Raw genomic sequence first — 14,544 nt, forward strand, 5'->3', positions numbered from 1 at the left:
AACGCCAGGAGAAACAAGCTGGCAATCCAGAACTCACAATTCCACTCTGCGATAGCGAGCTTTCGCGTGGTAGACCTTTCCCTATGCACCTGACGCCGCACGAACAGGACAAACTCCTGGTGCACGTGGCCGCCGACGTCGCCCGTCGCAGGCTCGAGCGCGGAGTGCTGCTGAACTACCCGGAGGCCGTCGCGCTGATCACCGATCACGTGCTCGAAGGCGCGCGCGACGGGCGCACGGTCAGCGAGTTGATGGAGTCCGGACGCGCTGTGCTGGCACCCGAGCAGGTGCTGGGCGGGGTGCCCGAGATGATCGAGTCCGTGCAGGTCGAGGCTACGTTCCCGGACGGCACGAAGCTCGTCACCGTGCACAGCCCGATCGCGCCCAGTGGGTTCGTGCCCGGTGAGGTCGTCGTCGGCAGCGAGCCCGTCGAGCTGAATCCGGGGCGCGAGAAGCGCACGATGGTCGTCGTCAACACCGGCGACCGGCCCGTGCAGGTCGGCTCGCACTTTCACTTCGCCTCGGTCAACGCCGGGCTGTCGTTCGACCGGGACCAGGCCCACGGGTTCCGGCTCGACATCCCCGCGGGCACCGCTACGCGGTTCGAGCCGGGGGTCGAACGCGAAGTTGTGCTTGTTCCGCTGGCTGGACTTCGACGGGTGCCGGGGTTGCAACGATGATCGATCGCGAACGTTATGCCGAGCTGCTCGGACCGACCGCCGGCGACCGGATTCGGTTGGCGGACACCGACATCTTCATCGAGGTCACCGAGGACCGCAGCCGCGGCGCCGGGTCCGGCGACGAGGTGATCTTCGGTGGTGGCAAGGTCATCCGGGAGTCGATGGGCCAGGGCATGGCAACCCGTGCGGAGGGGGCGCCGGACCTGGTGATCACCGGTGCGGTGATCCTCGACCACTGGGGTGTGGTCAAGGCCGACGTCAGCGTGCGGGACGGCCGCATCGAGAAGATCGGCAAGGCCGGCAACCCCGACACGATGGACGGCGTCGACATCGTGATCGGGCCGTCAACGGAGATCCTGTCCGGCAACGGGAAGATCCTCACCGCGGGCGGCATCGACTGCCACGTGCACTTCATCTGCCCGCAGATCGTGGAGGAGGCGCTGGCGTCCGGCCTCACCACGTTGATCGGCGGCGGCACCGGGCCCGCGGAGGGCACGAAGGCCACGACCGTCACGCCCGGCGCGTGGAACCTCGACCGCATGCTGACCGCGATGGACCACATGCCGGTCAACGTTCTGTTGCTGGGCAAGGGGAACACCGTCCGCGACGACGCGTTGCGCGAACAGTTGATCGGGGGCGCGGGCGGGTTCAAGCTGCACGAGGACTGGGGCACCACGCCCGCCGCGATCGACGCCTGCCTGCGGATCGCCGACGAGTCCGGCGTGCAGGTCGCGATCCACACGGACACGTTGAACGAGGCCGGGTTCCTGGAGTCCACTGTGGACGCCATCGCCGGGCGCAGCATCAACGCCTACCACTCCGAGGGTGCCGGGGGCGGGCACGCGCCGGACATCATCCAGATCGTGTCCGAGCCGAACGTGCTGCCGTCGTCGACGAACCCGACGCGCCCGCACACGGTCAACACGCTCGAAGAGCACCTGGACATGTTGATGGTGTGCCATCACCTGAACCCGTCGGTGCCGGAGGACCTGGCGTTCGCGGAGAGCCGCATCCGGCCGACGACGATCGCGGCCGAGGACCTGCTGCACGACCTGGGCGCGATCTCGATGATCAGCTCCGACTCGCAGGCGATGGGCCGCGTCGGCGAGGTGATCATCCGGACGTGGCAGACCGCGCACGTGATGCTCAAGCGTCGCGGTGAGGACAACTTGAGGGCTCGCCGGTACGTCGCGAAGTACACGATCAACCCGGCCATCGCGCACGGCATCGACGGCGAGGTCGGCTCGGTGGAGCCCGGCAAACTCGCGGACCTCGTGCTGTGGGAACCGAAGTTCTTCGGCGTGCGGCCGTCCGTGGTGCTCAAGGGCGGGTTCATCGCGTGGGGTGCGATGGGCGACGCCAACGCGTCCATCCCGACGCCGCAACCGGTGTTCGCGCGGCCGATGTTCGGTGCGTCGGCGGGTGCCGCGAGCAGCGTGCACTTCGTGTCACAGCAGGCGATCGACGCCGGTATCGCGGACCGCTACGCGCGGCGCGTGCTGCCCGTGTCGAACACGCGGCGGATCACCAAGGCGGACATGGTCCTCAACGACGCCATGCCGTCCGTGCGCGTCGACCCGGACAGCTTCGCCGTGCGCGTCGACGGCGAGCTCGTCGAACCGCAGCCCGCCGTCGAGCTCCCCATGGCCCAGCGCTACTTCCTGTTCTGATGATCACCGCGTTGATGCTCGCCGACTCCCGCTTCCCCGGCGGCGGGCACGTCCACTCGGGCGGGCTGGAGGAGGCGGCCGCGCGCAAGCTCGTGACGGACGAGAAGTCGCTGGAGTCGTTCCTGTACGGGCGTTTGCACACGGCGGGCCTGCTCGCGGCCGGATTCGCCGCCGCGCGTGGCGACCTGGCCGAGTTGGACGCCGAACTCGACGCGCGCACGCCGTCACCCGCGCAAAGGGCCGCGTCACGGGCTCAGGGACGCGGGATGCTGCGGGCCGCACGGCGGGCCTGGCCGTCGCCGCGACTGGACGAGCTGCCGCGCGACCCGCACCACCCCATCGTCGTCGGCGTGCTCGTCGACGATCCGTACGAAGCCGCGCTGACCTGCGCGTACCTGTCCGTGAGCGGCCCGGCGAGCGCGGCGGTGCGGCTGCTCGGACTGGACCCGTTCGGGGTCAACGCGATCGTCGCCGGCCTGTCCGACGACATGCGCGCGGTCGCGCTCGAAGCGACCAAGGAACTGCCCGCCATCGGTTCACCCGCACTCGACCTGCTGGCCGAGGCGCACGACCGTCACCACCAGGAAGAGGTGCGTCTCTTTGGGAGCTGATCACGGCCCGGACCAGCACGATCATCACCACGGACCGACGTTCCGCATCGGCATCGGCGGCCCGGTCGGCAGCGGCAAGACGGCGCTGACCGCGGCGCTGTGCCGCGCGCTGGGCGACCAGCTCAAGCTGGCCGTCGTCACCAACGACATCTACACGACCGAGGACGCCGACTTCCTGCGCAGGGCGGGGGTGCTGGACCCGGCGCGCATCGAGGCCGTGCAGACCGGCTGCTGCCCGCACACCGCGATCCGCGACGACATCACCGCGAACCTCGACGCCGTGGAACGCCTCGAAGAACGATTCCACGGCCTGGACCTGATCATCATCGAGAGCGGCGGCGACAACCTGACCGCGGTGTTCAGCAGGGGACTTGTCGACAAACAGATCTTCGTCGTGGACGTCGCGGGCGGCGACAAGGTGCCGCGCAAGGGCGGCCCCGGCGTGACGACCGCGGACCTGCTGGTGATCAACAAAACCGACCTGGCGCCGCACGTCGGCGCCGACATGGACGTGATGGTGTCGGACGCCCACCGCATGCGCGGGGAGCTGCCGGTGATCACGCAGTCGCTCGTCGAGACGCCCGGCGCTCCCGACGTCGCGAAGTGGGTGCTGGACCAGCTGTGAGGTCATCGGCCCTGCTGACGGTCTCACTGGACGCGCACGGCAACAGCGTCGTGCGCGATCTCCGCTCCCAGGCGCCGCTGACGCTGGTGCCGCACCGCCGCGCGTCCACCGAAGCGCTGGTGCACCTCGTCAGCTCGGTGACCGCGCCCCTGGGCGGCGACGACCTGACGCTGACCGTCCGCGTCGGTGCCGGAGCGCGGCTCGCGTTGCGCGGCGTGGCGGCCACCCTCGCCCTGCCCGGCCACCGGGCGGACGGCAGCCGCACCACGGTGACCTTCGAGGTCGAGGACGGCGCCGCGGTGACCTACCTGCCGGAGCCGACCGTCGTGACGGCTCGGGCGCGCCACGAGGCCGTGCTCTCGGTGTCGCTCGCGCCAACGGCCGTGCTGCGCACACGGGAAGTGTTGGTACTCGGCCGATCCGGTGAGCAACCCGGTGTGCTGGGGACCACGGTGCGGGCGCGCCGCGACGGGAAACCGTTGCTGCACCAGCGGTTGGCGATCGGTGATCCGCGAGTCGCGGCGAGCCCCGCGGGTCTGGCGGGCAAACGCGTGCTCGGCACGGACCTGCGCCTCGACGACTCGGCGTGTTCCACCGCAGGTGGGGAGTGGTGGTCACGCGTTCCGCTGGCTTTCGGAGGTTCACTCGTCACGGTGCTGGCCGACGACGTTGTCACGGCGACACGTGTGCTGGACCACTCGATCGTGGCTGATTGTGAACAACTGTCTCGATCACGTTCTCGATAAAGAACGGAAATCGTACGGACAGTTACGAGTTGGGGTGTTCGTCATCACCGCCCAGGCGGTTCCGTGAACGGCCGTTAGCCCGTACGGTCGCGAGACCGAGGACCACAAGTTCCCGCGCTGGAGGTACACGATGACGGAGACCACGAACATCGCACTGCCGGCGATGCGCGTGTCCTACGAGCAGGGCTCGTTGAGCGAGTCGGAGCTTGCCGCCACGTGGTTCGAGCAGCTGCAGCTGTGGCTGGACGACGCCGCCAACGCGGGGCTGCCGGAGCCCAACGCCATGGTCCTCGCCACCACGGACACCAAAGGCCGCCCGTCCTCCCGCACGGTGCTGTGCAAGGGCATCGACGAGCGCGGCGTCGTGTTCTTCACCAACTACACCTCCAACAAGTCGCACGACCTGATGGCCACGCGGTACGCGTCGGCGACGTTCCCGTGGTTCGGGATGCAGCGCCAGGCGCACGTGCGCGGCACGGTCGAGAAGGTCGGCCCGGTCGAGACCGCCGCGTACTGGGCGTCGCGGCCTCGTGGTTCGCAGATGGGCGCCTGGGCCTCGCCGCAGTCGCGGGTCGTGACCGGGCGGTCCACTTTGGACTCCGCGCTGCACAAGATCGAACGGCAGTTCGCCGACACCGAGCGGATTCCGGTTCCCCCGCACTGGGGCGGGTGGCGGATCCGGCCCGAAGAGGTCGAGTTCTGGCAGGGCCGCCGGGACCGCATGCACGACCGGCTGCGCTTCCGCCTCGGCCGTGACGGCTGGCAGCTGGAGCGAGTAGCGCCCTGATCTCAGGTCTCCCACGAAGCCCCGCGACCGATGGTCGTGGGGCTTCGTGGCGTTCGGCACAACCACGTAAAAGACTTGTTAGTTGTCGTAGGCTAACGATATGGGGACAGTCGGGGAACGCAAGCGCTCGTTGTTCGTGATCGACACCCGGCCGCTGCGGATTCCCGCCTATCGACGCCTGTGGTTGTCGACCATCGTGACCGCCATCGGCAGCCAGCTGACCGCCGTCGCCGTCCCCAAGCAGGTCTTCGACCTCACCGGCTCGTCCGCCTGGGTCGGCGTCGCCGCCGGCGTGGCACTGGTGCCGCTGCTCGTGTTCGGCGTGTGGGGCGGAGCGATCGCCGACACGCGGGACCGGCGCAAGCTGCTGATGGTCACGAACAGCGGGATCGCGGTGGCGAGCGTGCTGCTGTGGCTGCAGGCGGCGCTCAACATCGGGTCGGTGTGGCTGGTCATCGCGCTGCTCGCGCTGCAGCAGACGTTCTTCGCGCTCAACTCGCCCGCCCGGCAGGCCAGCATCCCGCGCCTCGTGCCCGCGGAACTGCTGCCGTCCGCGAGCGCGCTGGGGTCGACCGTCGCGCAGTTCGGGGCGGTGCTCGGGCCGTTGCTCGCCGGGTCGTTGATGCCGGTCGTGGGGCTCTCCACGCTGTACCTGTGGGACGCGCTCGCGCTGTGCGTCACGCTGTGGGCCGTCTTCAAACTGCCGCCGATGCCGCCGCTCAACGGCCAGTCGCGCAGGGCCGGGCTGAAGGACGTCTTCGAGGGGTTCCGGTACCTGGCGTTGCAGAAGGTGCTGCTGGCCAGCTTCCTGCTCGACATCATCGCGATGGTGTTCGGCATGCCGCGCGCGTTGTTCCCCGAGATGGCGCAGGAGACGTTCGGCGACCCGCCCGGCGGCGGGCTGGCGCTCGGCGTGTTGTTCGCGGCCATCCCGATCGGGGCCGTGCTGTGCGGGCTGACCTCGGGGTGGATCGCCAAGGTGTACCGGCATGGCGTCGCCGTGGTGCTCGCCGTGGTCGCGTGGGGCATCGCGGTCATCGGGTTCGGGCTGGCGCACTCGTTGTGGGTGGCGGCGGTGTTCCTGGCGCTCGCCGGTGCCGCGGACATGGTGTCCATGGCGTTCCGCGGGGCGATTCTGCAGTCGGCGGCCACCGACGAGATGCGCGGGCGCATGCAGGGCGTGTTCATCGTCGTGGTGGCCGGCGGGCCGCGCATCGCGGACCTGTTGCACGGCACCACGGGTGCGGTGATCGGTACCTCCGCCGCGGTCGCCTGGGGCGGGGTGCTCGTCGTGATCGCCGCGGTCGTGGCGGCGGTGGCGTTGCCCGCGATCTGGCGCTACCGGCTCAGTTCCGCTGACTCACCTGCGCCGGATCCGGTGGCGTGACCTTGGGGGCGGCGCCCCAGTCGGAGAACGTCGTCGCGGCGCCGTTGACGGTCAGGCGCGTCGGCAGGCGCTGGGCGTCGACGTCGAGGGTGATGGTGTTGTTGTCGACCGCGAAGTTGTAGGTCGTGTTGCCGTCGCGTTCCACCGTGGACTTCAGCGCACCGGTCGCCGCGATGATCTGCAGATGCCCGCCCGCCAGCAGGATCTGGCGCGCCGCGCCGTTGTAGAAGCCGAGCATCGTGGTCGTGAAGTCGTCGGTGTCGGCCCGGTTGAGGCGGACCCACGGCTTGTCCTGAGGCAGCTCGAACGCCGGTGGGAGCATCGCGTAGACCTCGTTGTCCGCGGTGGACACGAACCTCAGCTGCTCCGCCGGTTTGCCGGTCTGCACCACGGCCTTCGTCGTGAGGTCGATGTCGGCGGTCTTGTCACCGGTGATCACGACGATGCCCTCGCCGTCGGGGAACTTCGCGCGGTAGGAGCCCTTGGCGCGGATCTTGTCCGTGAGCTCCTTGGTAACCGACTCGACGGTCTGATTTGTCTGAGGTGCGGGGGTTTGCGAACAACCGGTCAGCAGACCTGCGACCAGCAGCAACACCGTTACACGCACGCAAACTCCCAGGTCGTTGGACTACGCCATCCGAGTGACCCGCGCCACACATGTGGCTCTTCGTCCGGCACAATCCGATGGCATGGCTGAAGCGACCGCGCCGACGGAACAACCGGAGCTGAACCGGGCCATCGGCCCGAAGCTGCTGCTGTTCTTCGTCGTCGGAGACATCCTCGGAACCGGAATCTACGCCCTCACGGGCAACGTGGCGGGCAAGATCGGTGGGGCGCTGTGGCTGCCCTTCCTGCTCGCGTTCGTCGTCGCGTTCCTCACCGCGTTCAGTTACCTCGAACTGGTGGGCAAGTACCCCAGGGCGGCGGGCGCCGCGCTGTACACCAACCGCGCGTTCAAGATCCAGTTCCTGACGTTCATGGTCGCGTTCGCGGTGATGAGCTCCGGCATCACCTCCGCGTCGTCGGCGGCGCTCGCGTTCGGGCGGACGTACCTGCAGGCGGTGATCAAGGAGTTCTTCTCCGACTCGTTCACCGTGTCGGCGACGGTCGTCGCCGTGCTGTTCATGCTGCTCCTCGCGCTGATCAACTACCGGGGCGTGTCGGAGTCGGTCAAGGCGAACGTGGTGCTCACGTGCATCGAGCTGTCCGGTCTGCTCATCGTCATCGGGATCGGCGTCTATGCGATCGCCGTCGGTGACGGCGAACCGGGCCGGCTGACGGAGATCAACCCGCCGGCCGGGCAGAGCGCGCTGCTGGCGGTCACGTCGGCGACGGCGCTCGCGTTCTTCGCGATGGTCGGTTTCGAGGACTCGGTCAACATGGCCGAGGAGTGCCAGGACCCCGTGCGGATCTTCCCGCGCGCGATGCTGTGGGGCATGGTGGCCGCGGCGGCGATCTACGTCATGGTCGCGATCACGTCGTCGTTGCTGATCCCGTCCGACCAGCTGGCGAAGGCGGGCAGCAGCGCGTTGCTGAAGGTCGTCCAGATCGGCGCGCCGTCGTTCCCGCTGTGGGTGTTCTCGCTGATCGGTCTGTTCGCGGTCATCAACTCGGCGTTGATCAACATGCTGATGGCCAGCCGGTTGATCTACGGCATGGCGAACGAGCGCATCATCCCGAAGTTCTTCGCGACGGTGCACCCGTTCCGCCGCACGCCGTGGATCTCCATCATCTTCACCACGGGCATCGCGGTGATCCTGGTGTCCTTCGCCGACATCGCGAAGCTCGGTGGCACGACGTCGTTGCTGCTGCTGATCGTCTTCACCATCGTCAACATCGCGGTTCTGGTGCTGCGCAAGGACAAGGTCGAGCACAAGCACTTCCGCGCGCCGACCTGGGCGCCGGTGGTCGGCGCGATCACCTGTGCGTACCTGGCCATCCCGAAGCTCTCGGGACGACCGTGGGACGACTACGTGATCGGCGGCTTCATGCTCGCCGCCGGCCTCGTCCTGTGGCTGATCAACCGGCTCACGTACGGGAAGACGGAGTTGCACCCGGAGCAACTCGCGAAGTGAGCTCCACCGGGTCGTGGGCGCAGAACACGTCGACCTCGTCGGCGTGTTCCGCCACGAGCCGGCGCAGCCGGTCCTGATTGGACAGCCGCTGCCCGGCGATCACCTGGACCTGCTTCTGGAACACGTTCAGCAACGCCGGGCCCTTCGGCGGTGACGCCATGTCCGCGCGGTGGAAGTACGCGTCGCCCGCGTGCAGCAACCACTTGTCGTCGCCCTTGACCGCGACGCCGGTGTGGCCGCGGGTGTGCCCGATCAACGGGACCAGCAGGATGTCGTCGGGCAGGCCGGGGATGTCGCGCACCGCCTCGAAGCCGAACCAGGGCTCGCCGGTGGCGGTGTGCGTCGCCCAGTTGTCCACGCCCGCGCGCTGCACGGCCGGGTAGCGCTGCTTCTCGTTGCGGGTGACGGGATTGCGCGCCGCGGTGAGCTCGTCGGCCAGGACGTGCACGGTCGCGTGCGGGAAGTCGCGCAGGCCGCCCGAGTGGTCGAAGTCGAGGTGCGTGAGCACGATGTGCCGCACGTCGGTCAGCTCGTAGCCGAGGTCGACCACCTGGTGCGCGGCCGTCTCCTCCATCGCCAGCCGGGGGCGCATGATCGCGCGCACCGCCCACGGCATGTGCTCGCGCGGCTCGAGCACCTCGTGCGTGCCGAAGCCCGTGTCGACCAGGACGAGGCCCTGCTCGGTCTCGACCAGCAGCGAGTGACAGACCATCTCGGCACCGAGCAGCAGCGGGCGCATCGTGCCCAGGTTCAGGTGGCGGACCTTCATGGGCGCGGATTCTCCCCTGAGACCCGTAGGCTTTCGCAACATGTTGGGGATCTCATACGGCGGCTCCAGCGCCGTGATCACGTCCGTCGGCGCCGGCCTGCGGTCCTTCGAGGTCGACGGCGTGCCGTACGTGGAGACATTCGGCCCCGACGAGAAGCCGCCGATGGGCGCGGGCACCGTGCTGGTGCCGTGGCCCAACCGCACCGCGGGCGCGACCTGGTCGTTGTACGGCGCCGAGCAGCATCTCGACGTCACCGAGCCGGCGCGCGGCAACGCCATCCACGGGCTCGTGCGGCGCCGGTCGTGGGACGTCGTCGAGCACATCGGGTCGCTCCTGGTGCTGGAGACGACCATCGAGCCGCAGCCGGGCTGGCCGATCGCGTTGCACACCACGATCAGCTACGCGCTGGACGAGCACGGCCTGACCGTCACGCACGGCGTCAACAACGTCGGCGACGGGCCCACGCCGTTCGGTGTCGGCACCCACCCCTACCCGCGTGCGGGCCACGCCGAGACCGACGACTGCGAGCTGACGCTGGCCGCGACGACCGTGCTCGACCTCGACGCCGAGCGCATGGTGCCGGCCGGTCCTGCGCGGCCCGCCGAGGGTGAACTGGACTTCCGTGCGGGCCGGCCGTTGCGCAACGTCCACCTGGACACGCCGTTCGGCGGCTGCGTGCCGGACACCGACGGGCTCGTGCACCACTTCCTGCGCGGCCCGGCGTCCGGCGTCGAGGTGTGGGCGGACCCGGACTTCCGCTGGGTGCAGGTGTATACCCCGGACGGTTATCCGGGCCGTGGCCGCGCGGTGGCGATCGAGCCCATGACGTGTCCACCGGACGCCCTCAACTCGGGCACGGACCTGATCCATCTCGCGCCGGGTGAGTCGTGGGGCGGCCGGTGGGGCATCCGCCCGATCTAGGGCACCAGCGGCAGGTTCACGTACGAGCCGCGCAGTGACACGGTGATCTCGCCGGACGGGTACGTCGGCCGGTAGTGCGACCAGTCGACGTTGTTGTTGCCGGCGATCACGATGCCGATGCGGTGGCCCTGCTTGAACACGTAGTCCTGTGGCTGCAGCCGCCACGTGATCGTCTCCGTGCGCCCCGGCTCGAGCGGCACGGCGAAGCTCAGCGAGAACCGGTGGGCGGCGTCGATCGTGCCGCGCGAGACGACGTGCAGCGGCGCGGCCCGCGTGACGCGCTCGTAGGCCTGGTAGCAGCCGGTGTCCGGAGCCAGGCCCTCGCCGAAGCAGTTCTCCTTGCCGGGAATCGGCCGCAGGTCCGAGTCCTCGGTCTCGGAGCGGGTGTCCGCGCCGTAGTCGACCAGCAGCGCGCTGATCGGCGTGTTCGGCACGTCGGCCGAGACGCGCAGTGTGATCGACGGCGTGCCGCTCAGCCGCGTGTCCTTCGCGAGCGGTTCGGTGATGTACCGCAGGCGGTGGCCGTCGCTCGCGTCGCCGGCGAGCTCGGTCTGCGACAGCGTGGGCGCGTCGGTGAACGACTGCGGCCCGGTCGCGTAGTCACCGAGGTTGATCTTGCGCGACTTGGTCGGCGCGGGCCAGACCGCGTCCTTCTCCCACACACCGGGGAAGCGTTCGACCTCGACCGCGGGCTCGCGCATGATGCCGGTGTCGACGCCCTTCAACCACTGGTCGAACCAGCGGTGCACGGTCGGCAGGAACTCGGCCGGGCGAAAGCTCTGTGGGCTGGTGTGCTGCGTCTGGGCGAGCCACAGCTTGCGTGGGGCCCGCAGGTTCTCCCACCACTTCGCGAGGTGGCTGACGGTGACGTTCGTGTCGTTGAGCCCGTGGATCGCGAAGACGCTCGCCTTCACCTTCCACGCGTCGTCGACGAAGTTCCGCCGGTCCCAGAAGGCGTTGTAGTCGGCCGTGGTGTCGGCCTGCTTCCGCAGCTCCGCGAGCTCGTCGGCGCATTTTTCGTTACGCAGCAGGCTCCCGCCCGCCAGCATGCCGGGGTGGTCGTCGAACCGGCGCAGGCCGTTGACGCGCGTGTAGTCGTACCAGCTGGAGATGGCCGCGACCGGGACGATCGTCTTGAGGTTCGGCACGTTCGTGGTGGCGACCTGGTTGGCGAGCGTGCCGTCCCAGGACTTGCCGAACATGCCGACGTCGCCGGTGGTCCACTCGGGTTTGATCTCCGTGCCGTCGCGGCCGTACGCCTTGGCGCGCCCGCCGAGCCAGTCGATCACGGCCTTGGCGGCCTGCACCTCGTTCGGGCCGCCGATGTCGATGCAGCCCTCGGAGAACCGCGTGCCGGGCATGTCCGCGACCACGACCGCGTACCCGCGGGGCACGAAGTAGTTGTCGTACATGTACGGGAAGAAGTCCGGGTGGCCGTCGTCCTCGAGGTCCTTGATCCACCCGTCGCCCGGCCGCAGGACGTCCGTGCTCAGCACCGTCGGCTTGTCCGGCGCGTTGTACGGGGACATGCCCATCAGCACCGGGACCTTGTGGGCCGTGCGGGGCCGGATGATGTCGGTGACGATGCGGTCCCTGCGGCCGTCGCCGTCACCGTCGATCGCGGACTCCACGTAGACCGTCTCGCGGATCGCGTCCGCGTACGTCGGCTGGTTCGGCTCCGCTTGGGCGGGTGGCGCCAGGGCGAGGAGCAGCAGCGCTGGTAGTAGTGCCTTCACAAGGACCGATGGTCGCGCTCTCACCGGTCACTTTGGACTATTCGACGATATCGAGACGGTGAGATTTTCTTTCGGTTGTGGACGTTGGATGCTGTCTGTTCGGCGGCTCTTTGTTAGCGTCGCTAACCATGGACATCGCGATCACAGGCGGGTACGTCGTCCCGGTCGACGGCGACCCCATCGACGGCGGCACCGTGCTCATCCAGGACGGCAAGATCGTGGCCGTCGGCCCCTCCTCGTCGGTCGACGTGCCCGAGGGCGTGCGCGTCGTGGACGCGGACGGGTCGTGGGTGCTGCCCGGCTTCGTCGAGGCGCACGGTCACCTGGGCGTGCACGAGGAGGCCGAGGGCTGGGCCGGCCAGGACACCAACGAGATGACCGACCCGCTCGGCGCCCGCATGCGCGCGCTGGACGCGATCAACCCGGCCGACCTGGGCTTCCTCGACGCCCTGTCCGGTGGCGTCACGTCGGTCGTGATCAAGCCCGGCTCCGGCAACCCGATCGGCGGCCAGACCGTGGCGGTGAAGTGCTGGGGCCGCACCGTGGACGAGATGCTGATGCGTGAGCCGGTCAGCGTGAAGTCCGCGCTGGGCGAGAACCCCAAGCGCGTGTACGGCGACCAGAAGAAGCTTCCGTCGACCCGTCAGGGTGTCGCGGCTGTCATCCGGGACGCGTTGACGAAGGCGCAGGACTACAAGGCCCGCCGGGACGAGGCGCGGCGCGACGGGAAAGCGTTCGAGCGGGACAACGCGCTGGAGGTGCTGGTTCGGGTGCTCGATGGTGAGCTGCCTTGGTGTCAGCACGCGCACCGGGCGGACGACATCGCCACCGCTATCCGGCTGTCCGAGGAATTCGGATACAAGCTGATCCTCAACCACGGGACTGAGGCGCACCTCATTGCCGATGTTGTTGCGGCCAAGGGGATTCCGGTCATCATCGGACCGCTGTTCACCACTCGGTCCAAAGTGGAGCTTCGGCAGCGGTCTTTGCGCAACCCCGGGATTCTGGCGCGGGCCGGGGTGGAGCTGGCGATTACGACGGACCACCCGGTCATCCCGATCCACTTCCTGGTGCACCAGGCGACCCTGGCCGTGAAGGAAGGGCTGGACACCGAGACCGCGCTGAAGTCGATCACGACCAACCCCGCGCGGATCATGGGGCTGGACGACCGGGTGGGCGCGTTGAAGCCCGGTCTCGACGGTGACGTCGTGATCTGGTCCGGGGACCCGCTGGACGTGATGAGCCGCGCCGAGCACGTGTTCATCGAGGGCCGCGAGGTCTACAGCTACGACGCCGCACGCGGCGAAGGGGTCGTGACGGACCCCTTCTACCGCGAGTGAGTCACTTCCGCAGCGAGCGGCCGATCACCAGGCGCTGGATCTGGTTCGTGCCCTCGAAGATCTGCAGCACCTTGGCCTCCCGCATGTACCGCTCCACCGGGAAGTCACGGGTGTAGCCCGCGCCGCCGAGCACCTGCACGGCGTCCGTGGTCACCTTCATCGCCGCGTCGGTCGCGACCAGCTTCGCGACCGACGCCGCGCGCTGGAACGGCAGGCCGCGGTCCCGCCGGCGGGCGGCCGCGATGTACGTGGCACGGGCGGACTCGACCGCCGCGGCCATGTCGGCCAGCAGGAACTCCAGGCCCTGGAAGTCGATGATCGCCTTGCCGAACTGGTTGCGGGTCTTGGCGTACGCGACGGCCTCGTCCAGCGCGGCCTGGGCCAGGCCGACGGCACACGCGGCGATGCCGAGCCGTCCGGAGTCCAGTGCCGAGAGGGCGATCTTGAGCCCGTCACCCTCCGCGCCGATCAGGCGGTCGCCGGAGATCCGCACGTTGTCGTAGGTCAGCCCGGCCGTGATCGAGCCGGTGAGGCCCATCTTGCGTTCGGCGGGCAGCGCCGAGAAACCGTCGGCGGCACCGGGTGCCAGGAAGCAGCTGATGCCGCGGCCACCGTCGGGCGAGGTGCGGGCCATCAACGTGTAGAAGTCTGCGACACCGCCGTGCGTGATCCACGCCTTGGTGCCGGTGACGACGTAGTCGGAGCCGTCGCGCACGGCACGGGTGGACAGCGCGGCCGCGTCGGAGCCCGCCTGCGACTCGGACAGGGCGTAGCCGCCGAGTAGCTCGCCGTCCAGCAGCTCGGGCAGCCAGCGGTCCTTCTGCTCGGCCGTGCCGAACGTGGCCAGGCCGTAGCACGACATGACGTGCACGGAGGTGCCGACCGCGACCGACATCCACGCCGAGGCGATCTCCTCCAGCGCCTGCAGGTAGACCTCGTAGGGCTGCTCGCCGCCGCCGTACTGCTCGGGATACGGCAGGCCCAGCAGGCCGCTCTTGCCCAGCAGGTGGAACATCTCGCGCGGGAAGCGGCCCTCCTCCTCGTAGGAGGCGGCACGCGGCGCGAGTTCGTCGCGGGCGATCTCCCTGACCAGCGCGATCAGGTCCTCGGACTCGGTTGTGGGAAGCAGCCGCTCGGCGGGCATCGTCGACCTCCGGTGAGTACTGTCAACAGTACTGTAGGACGTACCAGAGTAC

The 14,544-nt window shown here is 69.1% G+C and carries 14 protein-coding genes; 10 read left to right on the top strand and 4 right to left on the bottom strand.

The window, feature by feature from the left end; all coding sequences use genetic code 11:
* Nucleotides 1–83 precede the first annotated feature (83 nt).
* The 7 genes from QSK35_RS32520 to QSK35_RS32550 all read left to right on the top strand — a co-directional run bounded on the left by QSK35_RS32520 (nucleotide 84) and on the right by QSK35_RS32550 (nucleotide 6,506).
* Nucleotides 84–680 carry an urease subunit gamma gene (locus QSK35_RS32520; RefSeq protein ID WP_285751478.1) on the top strand — a complete coding sequence of 199 codons (597 nt, stop codon included), beginning with the start codon at nucleotides 84–86 and terminating at the stop codon, nucleotides 678–680.
* Entirely contained in the window at nucleotides 677–2,350 is a 1,674-nt protein-coding gene (locus QSK35_RS32525) for an urease subunit alpha (RefSeq protein ID WP_285751479.1), read from the top strand. Before QSK35_RS32520 ends, QSK35_RS32525 begins: the two co-directional genes overlap by 4 nt.
* The gene (locus tag QSK35_RS32530) at nucleotides 2,347–2,961 is read left to right on the top strand and encodes an urease accessory protein UreF (protein WP_285751648.1); all 615 of its coding nucleotides are present in this window, start codon (nucleotides 2,347–2,349) and stop codon (nucleotides 2,959–2,961) included. Before QSK35_RS32525 ends, QSK35_RS32530 begins: the two co-directional genes overlap by 4 nt.
* Nucleotides 2,951–3,586 carry an urease accessory protein UreG gene (gene ureG, locus QSK35_RS32535; RefSeq protein WP_352244165.1) on the top strand — a complete coding sequence of 212 codons (636 nt, stop codon included), beginning with the start codon at nucleotides 2,951–2,953 and terminating at the stop codon, nucleotides 3,584–3,586. Before QSK35_RS32530 ends, ureG begins: the two co-directional genes overlap by 11 nt.
* Complete coding sequence (locus tag QSK35_RS32540; protein ID WP_285751480.1) at nucleotides 3,583–4,332, top strand: urease accessory protein UreD; 750 nt, start codon at nucleotides 3,583–3,585, stop codon at nucleotides 4,330–4,332. Before ureG ends, QSK35_RS32540 begins: the two co-directional genes overlap by 4 nt.
* Before the next feature lie 130 nt (nucleotides 4,333–4,462).
* A complete protein-coding gene (gene pdxH / locus QSK35_RS32545; protein ID WP_285751481.1) occupies nucleotides 4,463–5,119 on the top strand; it encodes a pyridoxamine 5'-phosphate oxidase in 657 nt (218 codons plus the stop codon).
* A 100-nt stretch (nucleotides 5,120–5,219) separates the two neighbouring features.
* Nucleotides 5,220–6,506: an MFS transporter gene (locus QSK35_RS32550; RefSeq protein ID WP_285751482.1), complete on the top strand. Its 1,287-nt coding sequence runs from the start codon at nucleotides 5,220–5,222 to the stop codon at nucleotides 6,504–6,506.
* On the opposite strand, the gene QSK35_RS32555 is transcribed toward QSK35_RS32550, so the two are convergent.
* Nucleotides 6,466–7,113, bottom strand: a complete 648-nt coding sequence (locus tag QSK35_RS32555; protein ID WP_285751483.1) for a hypothetical protein — start codon at nucleotides 7,111–7,113, stop codon at nucleotides 6,466–6,468. The two genes, QSK35_RS32550 and QSK35_RS32555, sit on opposite strands and share 41 nt — an antisense overlap.
* An 82-nt stretch (nucleotides 7,114–7,195) precedes the next feature.
* Here QSK35_RS32555 and QSK35_RS32560 point away from each other — a divergent pair, with 82 nt between their 5' ends.
* Nucleotides 7,196–8,581: an APC family permease gene (locus tag QSK35_RS32560; protein ID WP_285751484.1), complete on the top strand. Its 1,386-nt coding sequence runs from the start codon at nucleotides 7,196–7,198 to the stop codon at nucleotides 8,579–8,581.
* On the opposite strand, the gene QSK35_RS32565 is transcribed toward QSK35_RS32560, so the two are convergent.
* Nucleotides 8,535–9,350, bottom strand: coding sequence for an MBL fold metallo-hydrolase (locus tag QSK35_RS32565; protein WP_285751485.1), 816 nt, complete (start codon nucleotides 9,348–9,350; stop codon nucleotides 8,535–8,537). The genes QSK35_RS32560 and QSK35_RS32565 overlap by 47 nt on opposite strands.
* 40 nt (nucleotides 9,351–9,390) lie before the next feature.
* Between QSK35_RS32565 and QSK35_RS32570 the strand changes: the two genes are divergently transcribed.
* The gene (locus QSK35_RS32570) at nucleotides 9,391–10,272 is read left to right on the top strand and encodes an aldose 1-epimerase family protein (RefSeq protein ID WP_285751486.1); all 882 of its coding nucleotides are present in this window, start codon (nucleotides 9,391–9,393) and stop codon (nucleotides 10,270–10,272) included.
* Here the strand turns inward: QSK35_RS32570 and QSK35_RS32575 are convergent.
* The gene (locus tag QSK35_RS32575) at nucleotides 10,269–12,008 is read right to left on the bottom strand and encodes a CocE/NonD family hydrolase (RefSeq protein ID WP_285751487.1); all 1,740 of its coding nucleotides are present in this window, start codon (nucleotides 12,006–12,008) and stop codon (nucleotides 10,269–10,271) included. The genes QSK35_RS32570 and QSK35_RS32575 overlap by 4 nt on opposite strands.
* 128 nt (nucleotides 12,009–12,136) lie before the next feature.
* Here QSK35_RS32575 and QSK35_RS32580 point away from each other — a divergent pair, with 128 nt between their 5' ends.
* Nucleotides 12,137–13,348 (top strand): amidohydrolase, encoded by a 1,212-nt coding sequence (locus QSK35_RS32580; RefSeq protein ID WP_285751488.1) that lies wholly within the window; start codon nucleotides 12,137–12,139, stop codon nucleotides 13,346–13,348.
* Between the two features lies 1 nt (nucleotide 13,349).
* Here the strand turns inward: QSK35_RS32580 and QSK35_RS32585 are convergent, their stop codons facing one another.
* Nucleotides 13,350–14,492, bottom strand: coding sequence for an acyl-CoA dehydrogenase family protein (locus QSK35_RS32585; protein WP_285751489.1), 1,143 nt, complete (start codon nucleotides 14,490–14,492; stop codon nucleotides 13,350–13,352).
* Between the last annotated feature and the right edge of the window lie 52 nt (nucleotides 14,493–14,544).

This window comes from Lentzea sp. NBRC 105346 (assembly GCF_030269605.1).
Lineage (GTDB): Bacteria > Actinomycetota > Actinomycetes > Mycobacteriales > Pseudonocardiaceae > Lentzea.